Raw genomic sequence first — 18584 nt, forward strand, 5'->3', positions numbered from 1 at the left:
TGAAACGATGCATCGCCGATGGTAGTGTGGGGTTTCCCCATGTGAGAGTAGGTCATCGTCAAGATTAAATTCCGAAACCCCTGTTTGCTAACGCAAACAGGGGTTTTGTTTTGGGCGGTTGGAAAGTCCCAGGAGGAAGGGCTTGTCACCGTTCCCCTTACCGTAATCCGAGCCTCCATGAAAAATCCCTCATCCGGCATACCGTTGGGTAAAACGATACAAAGTGTTTCTGCATTTTTGGTATGGTGCAGCACATTTTCACAGGGATTGATCTTTAATCCGCAGGACGCGGCGTCGACCTTCTTTAACGAGATGCTGTAGAAATGCCTGAACCGATACCGATCAAAGATCACGAAAAAGAAAACCGCCTTGTCAACAAGCGCCTGCTCGCCTGCGCACTGTTAGTGATTGGCATCACCTGCGCCTTGGTAGGCCGTATGTATTTTCTGCAGGTGGTGCAGTACGACTATCACTCCACGATTTCTGAAAACAACCGTGTCCACGTGTTGCCCATCACACCAACGCGCGGGTTGATCTATGACCGCAATGGTGTGGTGCTTGCCGACAACCGCCCCAGCTACAACCTGATCATCACCCGTGAGCGCACCACTGACCTCAAAGGTGAGCTGGACGCCATCATTCGTTTGCTGCACCTGCCCGCCGAAGAACGTGCTGTGTTCGACAAGGCGCTCAAACAAGCACGCCACCCCTTCGTGCCTGTGACATTGTTTTACGAGCTGACCGAAGAACAGATCGCGCTGCTGGCTGTGAACGAATTCCGCCTGCCTGGGGTAGACGTAGAACCGCAATTCGTTCGCCACTATCCTCTGGGCGCCCACTTTGCCCATTCCATCGGGTATGTGGGGCGGATCAATGAGAAAGAATCCAAAGCCCTCGACTCTGTGGAGTATCGCGGTACGCAATCCATCGGCAAGACCGGTATCGAGCGCTTCTACGAGTCCGAGCTGCATGGTCACGTAGGCTATGAAGAAGTCGAGACCAATGCTCAGGGCCGCGTACTTCGCGTACTCAAACACACGGATCCGATCCCGGGCAAAAACATTGTGCTGAGCCTCGACGTGCACCTTCAGGAAGCGGCGGAAGAAGCCCTCGGTAATCGCCGTGGCTCGGTGGTTGCCCTCGACCCGCAAACCGGGGAAGTGCTGGCCATGGTCAGCAAGCCGAGTTTCGACCCAAACCTGTTCGTCACCGGCATCAGCTTCAAGGAATATGCCGCGTTGCATGACTCCATCGACCGGCCACTGTTCAACCGCGTCCTTAGAGGACTTTACGCGCCGGGCTCGACCATCAAGCCTGAAGTCGCCATTGCCGGCCTCGACAGCGGTGTCGTCACGCCGCAAACCCGTGTCTTCGACCCCGGTTACTACCAACTGCCGGATTTTGACCACAAATACCGCAATTGGAACCACAGCGGCGACGGCTGGGTAGACATGGACGCCGCCATCATGCGCTCCAACGACACCTACTTTTACGAACTGGCCCACAAGCTGGGCATTGACCGCCTGCATGACTACTTGGCGGAATTCGGCCTGGGCCAGAAAGTGTCGCTGGATATGTTCGAAGAGTCAGCTGGCCTGATGCCATCCCAGGCCTGGAAGCGCGCCACCCGGCGTCAGCCGTGGTTCCCGGGCGAAACCGTGATCCTCGGCATCGGCCAGGGCTATATGCAAGTCACGCCGTTGCAACTGGCCCAGGCCACTGCTTTGATCGCCAATAAAGGTGTGTGGAACCGACCGCATCTGGCCAAGACCATCAACGGCGTGCCGCCCGAGGATGAAAATCCGATGCCTAACGTGGTCCTTAAGGACCCGCGCGATTGGGAGCAGGTCAACCACGGCATGCAACTGGTCATGCACGATCCACGCGGTATTGCACGCGCGGCGGCACAAGGCGCGCAATACCGCATTGCCGGCAAGAGTGGTACAGCGCAAGTGGTGGCGATCAAGCAGGGTGAGCGTTACAACCGCGAAAAGACCCAGGAGCGCCACCGTGACAACGCCTTGTTCGTCGGTTTCGCTCCGGCGGAGCATCCGAAAATCGTGATCTCGGTGATGATCGAAAACGGCGAGGCCGGAGGCCGCGTCGCGGGGCCGGTAGTACGTCAGATTATGGATGCCTGGTTGCTCGATCAGGAAGGCCACCTGAAACCGCAATATGCGACGCCGACTAAGGCGCCTGGCGACCCAAAGGTTTAAATCATACTTGCCATTCGTCCCATTGCTCTACGCCTTGGTAGGTAAGCCAGGGCACGTCATGGGCTGTCCAGATATGCGCGGTGGCCGTGACACCCGGATCATCATCCAGCGTCGCCACCCGCACAATGACATGGGGTTGATGCACACGCTCTGCCATCAGATGCGAGCCACAGCGCGAGCAGAAATGCCTGAGTTTGCCTGGCGAAGATTCGAAAGACGCCAGCAGCTCCACGCCCCGCGTCCAGCGAAAGTGTTCGCGCATCACGCCGGCCGTCGCCACAAAGGCCGCCGCATGCACCTTGCGGCAGCTGTAACAATGGCAGTGACTGACGGGCATATCCAAGCTGTCTAGCTGATACTGCACGGCTTTGCAGAAACAACTTCCATGGAGCTGTTCAGTCATGGTGCGTCACCTCAGGGGGGGGGGAGGTGGGAGAATCTACCTTTTGCCGCCGCGTTGCGCATCACTGTCATACAAGCCATTTGCCTTAGTGCTAAATTGCGAAGCGTTCTCATTCTTACGCAATATCACTATGCCGTTGTCCGCTGGGCCTCATCCTACCCACGAACCTATTGGCCAACTCTACAGTGGCCACCCCCGCTGATTGGTCAGTTGGTTACCTGCGCGCCTGGGTTGTTCCCATCAGGCTGCAGACCTGGCTCAAGACACCTTATCCGTTTGTTGCTGGCCGAGCGCGCGAAGCCGGTGGCCGCTGACTTGAAGGAGGCCCGGCACTTTCTTGTGACGATTGCCAAGCGCGTGATGATACAGCTTTCGCCGAAAAGCCCTTGAGCACGCCTACCTCCAGGCCATCGCTGGCACCACCACGCGCGGTGTCGAAACTGAGATTTCCGGTGAATTGGCCGCAGGCTGGAACGTGTTCGGCGGCTATACCTCCCGCGAGTCTCACGGCGAACGTCAACAACCTGTTCGACAAAAAATATTACGACGGCATGGGCACATTCAACTCAGGTTCCTACGGCGATCCGCGCAATGCGATGGTCAACGCCAAATGGAAATTCTGAAGTAAGTAGCAACACCAATGCGTGACCGAAAGGTTGCGCATTAGTCGATGTCGCCTACTGTCAATGCAGGAGGTGACGTATGCACGTATTGGACCGCATAGAACGAAAAGTACTGCTCAATGCTCCACGTAAACAGGTGTGGGAAGCACTGACAGACGCCGAACAATTCGGCCGATGGTTTCGGATTGCACTCACGGGCAAGGCGTTTGTCGCGGGGCAAACCGTTGAAGCGCCTATCACCTACCCAGGTTACAAACATGTGATCTGGAAGGTGAAAATCGAACGCATCCTGCCGCAAACACTGTTCTCTTTCTGGTGGCATCCGTTCGCGGTAGAAGAGGGCGTCGACTATGACCAGGAGACCCCGACGTTGGTGGAGTTCACCATTGAAGACCGTGCTCCGGGCATTCTGCTATGGGTGGTCGAATCGGGTTTTGACGCAGTGCCTGAGGCGAGGCGGCAAAAAGCCTTCAAAATGAATTCCCGTGGCTGGGACGAACAGATGAGCAACATCGAAACCTATCTGAGCCAGGCTGGGCCCTAAACAGCATCATGATTGTTGGGGCAGCCGTCATGAGCGTTAACGTGCCGCACTCGTGCGATGCCGAGTAGAATCACGCCCTGAAAGCGATTCCTGAGGTGCGTTACGGTGGATTTACAGCAGGGTTTTGTCCTGACCCGGCATTGGCGTGATACCCCGGCGGGCACGGAGGTGAGCTTCTGGCTGGCGACCGACCACGGCCCTAGGTTTATCCGCCTCCCCGTGCAGACCTCGGTGATGTTTATCCCCGAAGCCCATCGCAAGCCGCTGGATTGGCTGCTCAAGGGTGAGCGCGACATCGAATTGCGCCCGTTGCAGTTGTGCGATTTCCATCACCGCCCGGTCCTGGGTCTTTACACCCGCCAGCACCGCCAGGCGATGGACGTGGAAAAACGCCTGCGCGCTGCCGGTGTGGATGTCTACGAAGGTGACGTGCGCCCACCCGAGCGCTACATGATGGAGCGTTTCATCACCGCACCGGTGTGGTTCGGTGGCACTCCCGACGCAAACGGCGTGCTCTGCGACGCGCAGATGAAACCCGCGCCCGACTACCGCCCGCCGCTGAAACTGGTGTCCCTCGACATCGAGACTACCGCCGAGGGGGATCTCTATTCCATCGCCCTCGAAGGCTGCGGCGAGCGCCAGGTGTACATGCTCGGCCCGCCGAACAACACCGACGCAGTGGACTTCAAGCTCGACTACAGCGACACCCGCGCGCAATTGCTCGAACGACTCAACCAATGGCTTGCCCAGCACGACCCCGATGCGATCATCGGTTGGAACGTGGTGCAGTTCGACCTGCGTGTCCTCCACGAACACGCCCAGCGCCTCAACGTGCCGCTGATGCTTGGGCGTGGCGAAGAGCCGATGGCCTGGCGCGAACACGGTAGCCGTAATCACTACTTCGCGGCGGCGGCGGGGCGGCTGATCATCGATGGCATCGAGGCCCTGCGCTCGGCCACCTGGAGCTTCGAATCCTTCAGCCTGGAAAACGTCGCGCAAACCCTGTTGGGCGAGGGCAAGGACATCTCCACGCCGTACCAGCGCATGGACGAAATCAACCGCATGTTCGCCGAGGACAAGCCCGCCCTGGCACGCTACAACCTCAAGGACTGCGAGCTGGTCACGCGGATTTTCAAGAAGACTGAGCTGCTCAAGTTCTTGTTGGAGCGCGCCAGCGTCACCGGGTTGCCGGCTGACCGCAACGGTGGCTCTGTCGCCGCGTTCACCCATTTGTATATGCCGTTGATGCACCGCCAGGGCTTTGTCGCGCCAAACCTGGGCGACAAACCGCCCCAGGCCAGCCCCGGCGGGTTTGTCATGGACTCGCGCCCCGGTCTCTACGAATCGGTGCTGGTACTCGATTACAAAAGCCTCTACCCATCGATCATCCGCAGTTTCCTGATCGACCCGGTGGGCCTGATCGAAGGCCTCAAGTACCCCGATGACAGTGCGTCGGTGGAAGGCTTTCGCGGCGCGCGTTTTTCCCGCACCCGGCACTGCCTGCCCTCAATCGTCGCGCGGGTCTCCGAAGGCCGCGAAGTGGCCAAGCGCGAACACAATGCGCCGCTGTCCCAGGCCCTGAAAATCATCATGAACGCCTTCTACGGCGTACTCGGTTCCAGCGGCTGCCGTTTCTTCGATACACGGCTCGCTTCGTCAATCACCCTGCGCGGTCACCAGATCATGCGCCAGACCCGCGAACTGGTCGAAGCCCAAGGCTATGAGGTGATCTACGGCGACACCGACTCCACCTTCGTCTGGCTCGGCAGCGCGCATTCTCAGGAAGAGGCCAGCCGCATTGGACGGGCGTTGGTACAGCACGTCAACGACTGGTGGCGCGAGCACCTGCTAACGGCGTTCGGCCTGCAAAGCGCCCTGGAACTGCAATACGAAACCCACTTCACGCGCTTCCTCATGCCGACCATTCGTGGCGCGGAGGAGGGCAGCAAGAAGCGCTACGCGGGCCTTGTCGTGCGTAGCGATGGCAGCGAAGAAATGGTCTACAAAGGCCTGGAAACCGTGCGCAGCGACTGGTCGCCCCTGGCCCGCCGATTCCAGCAGGAGCTGTACCAGCGCATCTTCCATCGCCAGCCCCACCAGGACTACATACGCGACTACGTGCGCCGTACCCTGAGCGGCGAATTCGATGAGTTGCTGATCTACCGCAAACGCCTGCGCCGACGGCTGGACGATTACGAGCGCAACGTGCCGCCGCATGTGCGTGCTGCGCGCCTGGCGGACGAATACAACGACCGGCTGAACCGCCCCCGTCAATACCAGCGCGGTGGCTGGATCAGCTACGTGATCAGCGTCAACGGCCCGGAACCCCTCGAAGTGCGGCAAGCACCCATCGACTACGACCACTACGTCACCCGGCAATTGCAGCCGGTGGCCGACGCTATCCTGCCGTTTGTGAATGACGATTTCAGCACGCTGGTCGGCGGGCAAATGGGCTTGTTTTAAAACACTTGATTCGACTCCGTGGTTACTTGCACTCTTGGGCGCAGGCACCGCTAGGAGGACAGGCCCATGTACACGCTCTACGGCATCGACGAATCCGGTTCCTGCATGATTGAAATCGCCCTGCAACGATGTGCGGTGCCGTGGCGAAGGGTAGACGCGGCCTCCTGGGCGGAAGGTGAGGGCAGTGAGGAGCTGGCCCTTATCAACCCGCTCAAACAGGTGCCCACCCTGGTAACCCCCGACGGCCAGGTGCTGACGGAAAGCGCAGCGATCCTGATCCATCTGGGCCTGGAGTTTCCCGGCTCCGACCTGCTGGCCGGCAACCGTGCGCAGATCATTCGCGGCCTGGTGTATATCGCGGCCAATTGCTATTCGGCGATCGGCATTATCGATTACCCCCAACGCTGGATCGGCGACGTCAACGAAACGGTGCAGGCGCAGCTTGTTACGGGCACCCGGCGCTACCTGCACCAGGCCTGGGTGGTATTTGCCGATCAGTTTGCCGGGCATTTGTTTGGCCCGAACCACACTCCGAATGCACTGGGCTTGATGGCCGCAGCGGTGTCGCGCTGGGACGAGGCACGGGACGCATTGAACGGGCTGGCGCCGAGCTTTGCCCAGAGTCTGGCGCAAGTGGATGCCGACCCCATCGTCGCCCCCGTATTGGCGAGGCATTGGCCGGAGTGGAAGGTCTCATGAAGTTTCCGCAATCAGTGGAAACAATGACAGTTGAACCCACCAAACCCTTGCGTAGCGGGCGTCCTGACCTACGCTTTATTAAGGTGATGTAGGAATCATCCTTGAATTTGACTGTCGCAGACATGAAACTCAAGAACCCTGCATGGAATTCAAAGGAGGTGCGCATGCTCATCCGGTCGCTGACCCTGGCTACCTTGATGGCTTTAACGGGGCCGCTGTTGGCTGCTGATGATATCAACCCGCTCAAGCAGGACTTGGGCAAAGCCCGGCCGCTGGTGGTGGTGGAGCTTGATGCTGGCAACGACACCTTGGCGACCCTAAAGAAACAGTTGGACGAGCCTGCGACCAAGCAGTCCTTTGAAGAGCGCAGCATGGTGTTCTACACCGTGAAATTCGGCAGCATTGGTGCCGAAGGGGAGAAGTTCGCCAAGGACCCAAAGGACAACAAAAAGCTCACGCCGCCCGAAACCAATGCGCTGATTCGTGCCCTCAAACTGGGCGCCGGCAGTGGCACTAAAGTGATCCTGGTGGGCAAGGACGGTGAGAAGAAAGTCGAGAAGACCGTGCCACCGGATACCCTCGACTTGAAGGAGTTTTTCGCGGCTATTGACCAAATGCCGATGGCGGAAAAAGAAGCTGCCGCGGCCGCAGAGCCTGAACCAGCAGCACCCGCTGCTGCGCCGACCAAGGGTGCCAAACCGGCCAAGCACGGCAGTAAGCCAGCTTCGCAACAACTCGACGACTGAAATACATAACCCTTTGTGGGCGTCCGTCGTCCGTCTTGCCCGCGATGGCTATAAGTATCTGCACAACCCTGTAGGGGGCGGGGCAAGCCCGCTCACACAGGTTGCTCTCGAGATGTGTAGATACCAATGCTGCGCATCTTCAAGTGTTCCTTACGTTGCCGCCTTCTCCCCGGTCGCCTTACGCACTGGAAACGGAAAGTAGAGAAACCGCAAAAACGCCACCCGCTTGATCACTTCCCCGATCAATAACGGCACCACCACCGCCACCACAAACCCCACGCACGCCGCCGGCAGTGCAGGCAGCCCCAAGCGCTCCATCAGGTCGAAGGACTTGTGCTGGATCTCGCCGTGGAAGATCAGCAGGATCAAGGTGTTCTGGCCGATGTAGGTCATGGCCCGGGTGACCCAGGCCGAGACCATCAGCACCCGCGCCAGCGCCCAGCAGGCATAAACGCCGATCGCGGCCGGCAGTGTGGTCCAGAACCAATGGTCGTAGCGACGCTGTGCCAGGTCCATGGTGTCCCAGGTGAAGGTGAACACCAGGGCGAACAGCGCGATCGAGATCAACAGCGTCAGCCAGGAACCCGAGTGCCGGCGCAACCAATCGCGCAACAGGTAGCCGACAATGAAGTAAGTGCTGCTGATCAGCGTGATATCCAGGCTGAACGGCAGGCCTGGCAGCACCCACGTATGCTCGCCGAAGGTGACCGGCAGTTGCCAGAACCACGGCAGCATCCAGGCGCCTAGGATCAATTGCAGTGCCACCAGCGCGAGGCTCAACCACAGCGACAGCTTCAAGCGCTGGATCAACCGCAGCATCACCCAACTGAACAGGATCGCCACCCAGAAGTGCGGCAGAAACCACAGCGCCTGCCACGGGAGGGTGTCCACCGAGGCATACAGCACGCCACCCACATCCGGTAGCAGCGGCTGGCCGCGCAGAATGCTGCGCACGACCACATAGGTGAGCATGGTGAAGAGAAACGGCTTGAGCAGGCCATCGGCCTTGCGCACCGCCATCTCCACGAACGGTTGTTCAGGCTTGAAGAACACCCCCGACAAAAAGAAGAACAACGGCAAGATAAACGACGCCAGTACCGGGTACAGCAAGTCCGGCGAGGTGGCGACGAACCAGCTGTGGGCAAATACGATCACCAGGATGCCGATACCCTTGGCAATATCCATTTGAATCCAGCGATGTTTCATCTGAGTTGTCCCGATTGATCGTTCATGCCTTGCGCCACGGCTTCAGCCACAGCCCCATCCCGAGCAACACCACCGCGCCGGTCAGGGTGCTCAGCCCCAGTTGCAGCCACACGCCTTCAACCCGAAACAGCGCCAGCGCCACCACGCCCATCAGCACTGCACTGAGCAGCCAATGCCGGGCCCAGGGCAGGGCGCCAAGCAAGGCTTGGCGCTGCATCAGCAGTAACGCGGTGCAGATCACCCCGGCCAGCGCAGCCAGAGGAATGCCGGCCAGGCCGAACATAAAAGGCAGGGCGCCGAGCAGCAGCACATTGACCAAGCTACCGAGCAATTCGCAGCGCAGTGGCTGGCGTGTATCGCCAGCGGCATAGGCATAGCGCGCGAGCAAGGCGTTCCAGGCGCCGAACACCAGTGGCACAGCAAACCAGGCCAGCAACAGTGGCAACGGCGAGTCCACCGATTGCCTGGGCAGCAGCAACGCCACCAGGCTCGGTGCCGCCGCCACCAGGCCAACGCCAGCGGGCAGGGTCAGCACGCTGGCGGTTTCCAGGCCGCGCTTGAGCAGGGCCAGGCGTTCATCGCCCTGGCGACGGCTCATCATGCCCAGCAGTACTTGGTTGAGGCTCATAAGCGCAATCAGCGGCAGGTTCATCAGCTTGCGCGCCAGGTTGATCCAGGTCACCGCGCCTTCCCCCAGCAACGACGCCACCAGCCGCTCGATCAGCGCCAGGCCCTGGCTGGCGCCATTGCTCAACAACAGTGGGCCGATGCGCTGGCCCAACTCCCGTAGTGGCGCCAACGACAATTGCCAATGCCATGGCCGCCAACCCTGACGCCACATCGACGGCAGCAGCGCCAACGGCATCAACAGGCTGCCGGCCAGGCACGCCAGTGCCAGGGAGTGCGGTTGGGTGGCGGTACCCGCGAACGCGAGGTAGGTCACCGGCGGCAGATTGAACAACAATGAGCCCAAGCCTGCCAGCACAAAACGCTCGCTGGCCTGCAACGGAATACTGAACAGTGCATGCAGCATCAGCCCCGGCACGCACCACGCGACAATCTGCAAGTTGCTGCTCGCCAAAGCCGTCGCACTGGCCGCCAAGCCCGGCCCAAGCAGTTGCACCAGCCACGGCGCCCACAGCGTCAGCAGCAGGCTGATGACCAGCGCGATCAGCAGCAACGTCGGAAACAACTCCGTCAACCAGCCCTGCCGCTCGTCGTCTTTGCGCGCGAGATAAAGCGGCAGCGCAGCGGCGCTCAGCACACCGCCAGCCAGAGACATGCGCAGCGCCTCCGGCAAAAACAGCGCGATCAGGAACGCATCACTGCGCTCACTCGCACCCCAGGCCGCCACCAGCAACCATTCGCGGGCGAAGCCCAGGCACAAGCCCAGCAGCGTCGCCAGGGTCAGCCAGACCGCGGAGCCCAGCATCAGGGTTGCGCGCCATCAATCAGCGGTTTGCGCAACGCCACGCTTTTTACCTGTGGCAGGCGCGCCGGAAACAGTCGGCGGGCCTCCAGCACATTGATCCCCACCATCAGCCAGAACAGCGCGACCATCACCACCGCAAAGCTGAAGTAGTGGTCGAACAGGCCGCTGACCAGCGCCGAGAGAATCCCGGCGGTGGTGCCCAGCCATAGCGCATTGTCTTTCGTCAGGCGGATCGGGCCGCTGTCCGGGCGCGCTTCACGCCACCAGCGCACCGTCACCGCCACAAAAAACAGCATGCCGACGATGCCGGTCTTGTAGATGAAGTTCAGCCACAGGTTTGAGATGCCCAGCAACTGAGTGCCCGGTACCGGTGGATCCACCTTGAAGCCAATACCGAACGGGTAAGACCCCACCGCCTGCGGGAACATGCGGTACTCGTCGAAACGCACTTCTGTACTGGCGTTATCCGACGAAAAGATCGTCGCCAGGCGCTCCTGCAACGGTGGATAAGCCATCACCAACGCTACCGTCAGCGCCGCACCGATCATCAGCAGGCGACCGGTGTAGGGCACCCGGCGCGTGGCCATCCACATCAGCACCAATGCCAGGCTGACCATCGCGCCGCGGCTGCTGGCCAACAGCAGCGCCGCCGCGCCCAGGCACGCCACGATCAGGCCAAGCGCGCGTTTCCAGCCTTGCTCGGTCATGCCGAAACAGAAGGCCAGGGGCAGCAGCAACGCCATGATCCCGCCGATGGCATTCGGGTGCATCCACGGCGAGCCCATGCGCGAAGACATGGCCTCCAGGCCGAACTTCAACATGTCGAAGTTGGCGTAGTTGAACAGCCCCAGGATCGGCGCAATGCCGGCCGCGGATCGCGTGTGCACAAACACTGCAATCGACAGCACCAGCATCGCCAGGCTGCCCAGCAGCAGGGCGATTACCAGCGATTCGCGGTGCTTGTGATCCACCAGCAATTTAGCGCAGAGGAATACCGCCGACAGGCTCAACAACCAGCGCAGCCAGTTGGCCACGCCGCTGGTGTCGGCGTGGATGGTGACTTGGCCGACGATAAACGGGAACACACTGAACAGCATCAGCCACAGCAGCATCTGGTCGGTAGGCCGGCGGGAGAGGCTCGGTGTGTCGGGCAGGCGCGCCAGGAAGTTGTGCCACAGCACCGCGCCCCATGTCAGCGCCAGGATGGCTTCGCTGACGGTACTGCGAATGCCCAGGTTGACCGTGGAGTACGGCATGAACGTGGCGATCAGGGCAAACAGCAACAAGCCCCAGAACGGAAAGCGCAGGATGGTAACGGCCCCGGCCAGGCCGATCACGGCGAGGAACGCCTTGGCCGGTGACAGCAGCAGCGCGAGGGCGCCAAACAGCAGGCCGAAGAGGATCGCGAAGAGGCTGGTTAAATTTATTTTCACTTCAGCTCCTCAATCAGTTCGCCCAGGCGCCGGCGATAGGCGTGATGGTTGAAGCGCTCCGCCCACTGGCGCCGTTGCTCGGGCGATTCCTCATTGGCGCGCTCGCCCAGGCTGACCATCAACTGCGTCAGCGCCGGGCCATCGGTGGGCGAGAAGCGCGGTGCCGACGGCGGGGTGATTTCATCCAGCGACGTACCGCTGGCCACCGCCACCGGGGTGCCCACGCTCAGGGCTTCGATCACAGGCAGACCAAAGCCCTCGGCATACGAAGGTTGCCACAAGCGTAATGCCCGGCGGTACAGCGCGTGCAATTCGGCATCCGACACGCCACTCAGCGCGCGAATACCCGGTAGGGCACGCAGGGCTTCGGGCAAATGGTCGAGGCTGCCCACCAGCACCAAATCCGGCACGGCAGGGGATTGGCGTCGCGCTTTCTGCCAGGCCTCCACCAGGAATGGCACGTTTTTGCGCAGCTCGCGGGTGCCCACCAGCAGCCAGTAGCGCTCGGGGAGTTGGCGGGCGCTGAGGTCCGCCGCCAGTTCGGAAAAACCGTCGACCTGGTTGGGCAGCACGCGAATCTTGCCCGCCGACTTGGGAAACAACCGCGCGGTTTCGTCGGCGCTGTACTGCGACGGCGTCCACACCCGGTCGGCGCTGTGCACCGCGTAGGCAATCGACAGGCGATCGCTGGTCTTGTAGATCAGCGCCTTCAAACGGTTGGCGTGGTAGTTGTCCAAGGTGATCTGAAACAGGTCATGCAGCAGCACCACGGTACGCAATCCTTTCGGCTTGGGCGGCAACGGCAGGCCCATGTTAAAGGTGCTGATGTACAGGTCGATAGGCTGCTCACGCAACGCGCGCGGTAGAAAACCGGCCTCGAAACGCAGGCGATTCTGCGGCTGGTGCATGGCGGTCTTCGCGCAGCCCCAGGCTGGGCAGTGGGCCTGCAAACGGGTTTCATCGCCCAGGGGCGCCACGGTAAACCGCTCAAGCTCAATGCCCGGCAGGCTGTGCAGGGCGCTTTCCAGCGCGTACACCTGGCGGCTGATGCCCGATTGCGGCGAAGTGCCGACGGTGCGGTAATCCAGGCCTACACGCATGCGGGCTCCTTTTGATTCAACGGCGAAAGGCTCGCGTACACCTGCTCTAGCTGGCTGGCGGCGACGCTCCAGTCATGGGCGCGACGCACATACGCGCGGCCAGCTTCACCCATGGGCCCGGCGGCGTCGGGGAACTGCAGCAGACGCACCACGGCGTCTGCCAGGCTCGCGGCGGTTTGGCCGCCTAGGTAGTCCAGGCCTTCTATCAGGTCGAGCCCCGAGACACCTTGCTCGGTACTTGCCAGCGGCAGGCCGGCGGCCAAGGCTTCAAGCACCTTGAGTTTGGAACCGCCGCCATGGCGCAACGGCGCAAGAAAAACCGAGCAACTCGATTGCAGGTCTATCAGGTTAGGCACAAAACCTTGCCACTCAATGCGTGGGTCCTGCCAGCGCTCGCGCCAGCTGGCTGGCATGCCGAAACCACACACGCTCATGCGTGCCTGCGGGCAGCGTTCCCAGACCTTGGGCAGGATCTCATCCAGCGCCCACTCGATAGCGTCCACATTGGGGGCGTATTCGTAATTGCCCAGGAACAGCACGCGGCGTGCCGATGGATCGGGATGGGCCACCGCGAAGTGATCGCAATCCACGCCATTGACCACCACCGACACCGGTTTGCCGGCGATCTTGGTCAGGGTCTGTGCGTCGCTGTCAGTCACCGCCACTACCTGCGTGGCCTGGCGCATCACACGACGCTCCCAGCGCGTGTAGCGCCATTGATCGTAGCGAATGAAGGGCAGCGCCCAGCCCGGCAAGCGGTCATAGGTGGCCGCGCCCAGGGCCGACTCGACATTGTGTTCGGTCAGCACGAACGGCTGGGATTTACGCGCCAGCGCGTCCTCGTAAGGCTGGAAGCTGTAGCTGTGCTCAATCTGCACCACGTCCCAGTCGTCATCCAGCAACCCGTTGAAGGTTTCCTGCAGTTCATTCGACAGGCCATTCACACTGGCCAGCAGCGGGTAGGGTGCAAACAGCCCGGCCACGAGGGTCTTCACACTGCGCAGTGGGCGGCGCGGCAGGATGATCAGTTGTTCGAGAAATGCTTCCAGCACTTTGCGGTCTGTGAGCGACACCGGGTGCTTGTCATGCAGTAGCAAGGTGATCCGATGCCCGCGCGCGGCCAGGCTGCGCAGCAGGTGAAACTGGCGCGTCTTGCCGCCGCTGGTGGCGGGCCAGGGTGAGTAGGGCAGGATCCATAAAATGCGCATCGCAGGCCTCAATCCCATAGCAGAATTTGCAGGTTCGACTTGACCGGTACAGTCAGGCCGTTGGTGCCGCTCACCGGGGTCTGGGTGCCGCGCAACGGGTCGTACAGGGTGGCGCTGGCCAGGCCCGGCAAATGCGCGTTGCCGCCTTGGGCAGACCAGAAAAACCACAGCTTGCGCCCGTCCGCACGGGTCCAGCCGATGCTGAACAAACCGCCGGGCAACTGGTCGGCAACCGGTGGATCGCCCGGCGTGAGTTGCGGCCCGCTGACGTCGAGGAAGTTTTTCAGCGCGGTGTAGGCGGGCTTGGGGTTGGCGTCGATATCGAGCAGGCCATACGACTGGTCGCGCACGCTGGCGCGCTGGTCGAGGTCGCTGAGGGTGAACAGGAAGATTTTGTCGTAATCCATCGCGCTCATCAGCGCCACACGCCGCACGATGTAATCGGCCTGGGCTTGTAGCGTGATGATGTCCTGGGCGTCTTTTGGCCCGTGGTAAGTCGACCAGCCCCACTCGGTGCTCCACAGGGTTTGTACACCGCCGTTGCGCAAGGCCTGGTTGAGTTGGGTGGTCTTGGCGATGAAGTCCAGGTTCGCCGGATCGTTGCCTTCAGGCAGTTGGGTGTAGGGGTGGTAGGAAATTACCGTGTTCAAGCTGGCTACACCCAGCGCACCGAGGGCCGCGAGCATGGTCTGCCCATTAGGCATTTCGCTGAAGAACGCCATACCAGCGGCCACCACCGGTGTGTTCGGGTTCACGGTGCGCAAGGCATTGGCGGTAGCCGTCAAAAGGGTGGCATAACCGGCCGGGTCCGCTACCGGGCGCCAGAAGCCCAGCAGGTTCGGCTCATTCCACACCTGCCAGGCATCCACACTGGGATAACGCTGGGCCAACAGCGCCATGCGATTGGCGAACACGTTCGGATCCTTGGGCGGGTACTGATCCTGATACGGCGCCCCGGCTGGCGCGGTCGTAGCGAAGGGCGCCGAGCCGACCAGGTAGAACACCGACTTGAGCTGATTGTCCTGCAACTTGCCGACCAACTGATCCAGGGTTGCGACCTGGTACTGGTTCTCGGCGGGTTCAAGCTGATCCCAGTGCAGGTCCAGGCGCACCCATTCCAGGCCCAGGGCCTTTAGGCGGTCGATCTGCATCTGGTAACGCACCGGGCTGAACCACAGGAATTGCGCGTTCACCCCCAGGAAATCCTTCCACACCACGACTTTGCTGCCCTTGAGCACAGGGTTCTCGGCATCGGCCTGGCGCCCCCACAAAAACGCGCTGAGGCCCAGGGCGGCGACTACCGCCAGGGTGACCAGGTAAGTGCGTTTACGCGACATGGCGGGCTCCGACGATGGCCTCGCCAAACAGCGTGACAAATTTCTGCGCCGTCAACGGCCACAACCGTTCGCGACCAATTTCCCCGGCGCGCTCGGCCCAATCCCGCGCCAGCAGCGGCGTGCGTGCCAGGCGCAACAGTTGTTCGCCGAGGGCAGCCACATCACCCTCTGGGTAAATGGCGCCGTTGCCACTGGCGACTTCCTCGGCAAACGCGCGCGCATCGGAGGTGATCGCGCCGCGCCCGCAGGCGGTCGCCCAGGACAACGCCCCACTGGTGCCGCGCTGGCGCCCGAGCAGGCCAAGTTTTTTCGATTCGCGGTACGGCAGCACCATCGCATGGTGGGCCTGGATGGTATGGGCAATTTCATCGGCGGGCAGGTTCAGCCGCCAGTCGATGGACGCGGTCAGGCCCAGTGACGCGATCTGCGCGTTCAGTTGCGCCAGGTAATTACCGCCCGCGCCAAATGCCATCTCCGGGGCAGTGCCGCCGGCCAGGGTCAGGCGCACGCGATCGCGTAATTCGGGGGCGTGTTTGAACACATCCGCCAGGGCCTGCACCAGGTCTTCGATGCCTTTGCCGCGGTAGATGAAGCCGAAGTACAGCAGGTGCAGCGTGTCCAGCGATGGCAGCGGTGCCGGTGTAATCGCCAGGTTGGCATGGTTGATCACCGCCACTTTGGCGGCGGGCAATTGCATGCGCTGGCTCAAGCACTTGGCACCCAGGCGGGTGAGGGTCACCAGCCGGGTCAACCCTTTGGCGACCTGGCGTTCTTCGCGCAACGTCAGCGGGTCGGCCAGCACCACGGCCGCTTGGGGTAACGGGCTGGGCAAACGCTCCAGCAGGCTCAAAGGGAACGGCAGATGCTCACGCCGCCACACCAAGCGTTCCGGGTCATGCACGGTGGCGGTCAGTGGCAGTTGCGGGTAAGCCTTGCGCAGCTCGCGCAGGGCCAGGAACTCCCCCAGCCGCCCGCCGCCCAGCTCGGCGTGCACCAAGTCGACGGTTTGCCAATCGAAGCCGGCGACGGCCTGCTCTATCGCTTTGGAGTTGCCCGCCACCCCGGCCAACGGCGTCAGCACCGTCACACCGAGTTGTTCCAGCGCCGTACGGAAATGGTTCGCGTAGTCGGCGATGCCGTTTTTTTCCGGCGGCAAGGGCGCGAGCAGGGCGATACGCATCAGAACGCTCCCCGGTATTTGCCAATGGTCTGCAGCACCTTGCTCGGCACTTCGAACTTGCGCCGGTTGATGATGATGCCGTCCACCTTGCCGAACGCCGTGTTGAGAATCGACAGCGCATGCTCCACCACCGGCACGGTACTTTTGCGCGCCTCCACCACCAGCGCGATCAGGTCGGCGCAGCGCAGGGTCACAAACGCATCGCGGTTAGCCAGCAACGCCGAGGCATCCAGCAGCACCACCTCGCCGGGCGCCGCCGCTTCAAGCCCGCCGACCCGCACATCGATGCCGTTTTCGGCCAGCAACTGGCGCAGTTGCTCGACCACAAAGGTCACCCCCTCGCCGTGACGCGCTGAGGTCAGCCCGAGTGTCAGGCCCTTCTCGGCGATACGGTCGGGCTGCAGCAAGCTGTATAGCCGGTAGATGCTCGCATTGAACGCGTTGGCGCTTTGCGCGGTGGTGGTGTCCAGCTCGGGCAGGGTGGTCCACAGCGGCAGGCCGAACTTGCGCTCCACCAGGCCACCGTCGTGAATACGCTGGTCGAGCAGGTAGCACAGGTAGATCACCAGCAAGCCGACGACGATCGCAAACGGGATCGCCAGGATTAGCATCACCAGGGTTTTCGGGAAGATGCGGCCTGGGTTCAGGGTTGCTTCTTCGATCACGGCAATGTTGCTGATCTGGCTGTTGTCCAGCTCACGGTCGATGCGCGATTTTTCCAGGTTATCCACGTACAACGCGTAATTGCGCTCTGTGGTGTTCAGCTCTCGGGAGAGGCGGGCCAGCTCCGGTTCTATCTCCAGGGCTTGCTTGCGCTGCGCTTCCAGGTTCACCAATTGTTTCTGCTGTTGAACCAGCTGCGTGCGCAGCGCCAGGTTGTTACTGGTTTCATCCAGCAGCACGCGCTGTAAGTGGATTTCCAGGGTGTTCGGCGCACGGTTTTCCGAGGCTTGAACGGTGTTGCTTTCGCTGGCGACCTGGACCTGCATGGCACGAATCGACGCGTCCAGGGCTTTGACCGGCGGCGCATTGTCCGTGTACGTGCGCATCATGTCGGCCTTTTCCAGCAGCTTCTGGTTAAGCAGGCGACGTAAGTCCTGCTGCTGCGGGTTCAGAGCGATCTGGCGCACCGTGGTGACTTCCTTCGGCTGGCTCTTGAGTTGCTTGCGTGTGCTCTGGATTGCGCTGTCGGACGAGGCGATCAGCCGCGTAGTGTTGAAGGTCTCGCCGCGCAGCACGTTGATGCGCTCGGACAAGTCTTCCAGGCGATCGGTGATGCTCGCTGCGCCGATCTCGTTGAGGTGCGTGAGGATCTGTTGCTTGTAGCTCTTGATCTCGGTCGCGCTGTTGGCCGCCTGGCCTTCATAAAAGGCGTACAGGCTCTTGCGCCCCAAGGCCTGGGTGCGTTCGTTGATATAGGTTTCGACCCAATCCTTGACCACCGCCTGGGCGATCTCCGGGTCGCCCCACTTGAAGCTGATATCCATCACCGTCGAGCCGGCGGCGTGGCTCACTTCAAAGTTCTTCTCCAGGCTGACGGCCAGGCGTTCAACCGGGGTAGTCTTTTCAACCACGCCAACGGTTTCCAGCACCACGCGCAGGCCATCGAATACCGCACCCAGGCCGCTCTTGACGTAGTACTTGGTGCGCTTCCAGAAGCCTTCCGGCGGTGGCGCGTTGTCGATCACTTCCAGGTAGTGCTCCGCCACCGCGCGCACGATCGGGCGACCGGTGAGCAGGCGTTCTTCGTCGACAATCGGGTCTCGCTGCGTGCTGGGCATCACCAGCGCCTGGCGGTTACTGATCTCGATGGGCAGGGTCGAATCCCGCCCAGGCTTGACCAGCAGGCGCGCAGTGGATTCGTACTTGGCCGGCAGCAAGAAAGCCCCCAGCAGGATGATCACCAGCGCGGCAATCGCCGCCAGTTTGAACTCGCGCCGGAAAATGAAGAACAGACGCAGAAGATCACGAAAAGAACGGATCTCGATCATAGG

15 protein-coding genes are annotated in these 18584 nt (G+C 61.5%); 6 read left to right on the plus strand and 9 right to left on the minus strand.

Annotated features, from left to right (window positions below; genetic code table 11):
• Positions 1–323 precede the first annotated feature (323 nt).
• Entirely contained in the window at positions 324–2216 is a 1893-nt protein-coding gene (gene mrdA / locus AACY44_RS22330) for a penicillin-binding protein 2 (protein ID WP_339439435.1), read from the plus strand.
• Position 2217: 1 nt separating this feature from the next.
• Here mrdA and AACY44_RS22335 read toward each other — a convergent pair whose 3' ends face one another.
• A complete protein-coding gene (locus AACY44_RS22335) occupies positions 2218–2619 on the minus strand; it encodes a GFA family protein (protein WP_339421131.1) in 402 nt (133 codons plus the stop codon).
• A 452-nt stretch (positions 2620–3071) separates the two neighbouring features.
• Here AACY44_RS22335 and AACY44_RS22345 point away from each other — a divergent pair, with 452 nt between their 5' ends.
• The 5 genes from AACY44_RS22345 (at position 3072) to AACY44_RS22365 (ending at position 7694) form a co-directional block, all read left to right on the plus strand.
• Positions 3072–3242 (plus strand): hypothetical protein, encoded by a 171-nt coding sequence (locus AACY44_RS22345; protein ID WP_339428133.1) that lies wholly within the window; start codon positions 3072–3074, stop codon positions 3240–3242.
• A gap of 79 nt (positions 3243–3321) precedes the next feature.
• Positions 3322–3786 carry an SRPBCC family protein gene (locus tag AACY44_RS22350; RefSeq protein ID WP_339493523.1) on the plus strand — a complete coding sequence of 155 codons (465 nt, stop codon included), beginning with the start codon at positions 3322–3324 and terminating at the stop codon, positions 3784–3786.
• A gap of 105 nt (positions 3787–3891) precedes the next feature.
• Complete coding sequence (locus tag AACY44_RS22355; RefSeq protein WP_339531082.1) at positions 3892–6249, plus strand: DNA polymerase II; 2358 nt, start codon at positions 3892–3894, stop codon at positions 6247–6249.
• Positions 6250–6315: 66 nt separating this feature from the next.
• Entirely contained in the window at positions 6316–6948 is a 633-nt protein-coding gene (locus AACY44_RS22360; RefSeq protein WP_339421127.1) for a glutathione S-transferase, read from the plus strand.
• Positions 6949–7112: 164 nt separating this feature from the next.
• Positions 7113–7694 (plus strand): DUF4174 domain-containing protein, encoded by a 582-nt coding sequence (locus AACY44_RS22365; protein WP_339421126.1) that lies wholly within the window; start codon positions 7113–7115, stop codon positions 7692–7694.
• A 150-nt stretch (positions 7695–7844) separates the two neighbouring features.
• On the opposite strand, the gene AACY44_RS22370 is transcribed toward AACY44_RS22365, so the two are convergent.
• Genes AACY44_RS22370 through AACY44_RS22405 form a run of 8 tightly spaced genes read right to left on the minus strand, consistent with a single transcriptional unit; the run spans position 7845 to position 18581 of the window.
• The gene (locus tag AACY44_RS22370; RefSeq protein WP_339439440.1) at positions 7845–8900 is read right to left on the minus strand and encodes an acyltransferase family protein; all 1056 of its coding nucleotides are present in this window, start codon (positions 8898–8900) and stop codon (positions 7845–7847) included.
• Between the two features lie 22 nt (positions 8901–8922).
• The gene (murJ, locus tag AACY44_RS22375; protein WP_339421123.1) at positions 8923–10332 is read right to left on the minus strand and encodes a murein biosynthesis integral membrane protein MurJ; all 1410 of its coding nucleotides are present in this window, start codon (positions 10330–10332) and stop codon (positions 8923–8925) included.
• Entirely contained in the window at positions 10332–11759 is a 1428-nt protein-coding gene (locus tag AACY44_RS22380) for an O-antigen ligase family protein (RefSeq protein WP_339456297.1), read from the minus strand. The genes murJ and AACY44_RS22380 overlap by 1 nt, the downstream gene beginning before the upstream one ends.
• 2 nt (positions 11760–11761) lie before the next feature.
• Positions 11762–12865, minus strand: coding sequence for a glycosyltransferase family 4 protein (locus AACY44_RS22385; protein WP_339428135.1), 1104 nt, complete (start codon positions 12863–12865; stop codon positions 11762–11764).
• Positions 12856–14073, minus strand: a complete 1218-nt coding sequence (locus AACY44_RS22390; RefSeq protein ID WP_339439441.1) for a glycosyltransferase family 4 protein — start codon at positions 14071–14073, stop codon at positions 12856–12858. The genes AACY44_RS22385 and AACY44_RS22390 overlap by 10 nt, the downstream gene beginning before the upstream one ends.
• Before the next feature lie 8 nt (positions 14074–14081).
• Complete coding sequence (locus tag AACY44_RS22395) at positions 14082–15410, minus strand: GH39 family glycosyl hydrolase (RefSeq protein ID WP_339439443.1); 1329 nt, start codon at positions 15408–15410, stop codon at positions 14082–14084.
• The gene (locus tag AACY44_RS22400) at positions 15400–16590 is read right to left on the minus strand and encodes a glycosyltransferase (protein ID WP_339421119.1); all 1191 of its coding nucleotides are present in this window, start codon (positions 16588–16590) and stop codon (positions 15400–15402) included. Before AACY44_RS22400 ends, AACY44_RS22395 begins: the two co-directional genes overlap by 11 nt.
• A complete protein-coding gene (locus AACY44_RS22405) occupies positions 16590–18581 on the minus strand; it encodes a GumC family protein (protein WP_339421117.1) in 1992 nt (663 codons plus the stop codon). Before AACY44_RS22405 ends, AACY44_RS22400 begins: the two co-directional genes overlap by 1 nt.
• Between the last annotated feature and the right edge of the window lie 3 nt (positions 18582–18584).

The sequence above is a fragment of the Pseudomonas sp. RA_15y_Pfl1_P11 genome, assembly GCF_963970975.1.
GTDB lineage: Bacteria > Pseudomonadota > Gammaproteobacteria > Pseudomonadales > Pseudomonadaceae > Aquipseudomonas > Aquipseudomonas tritici.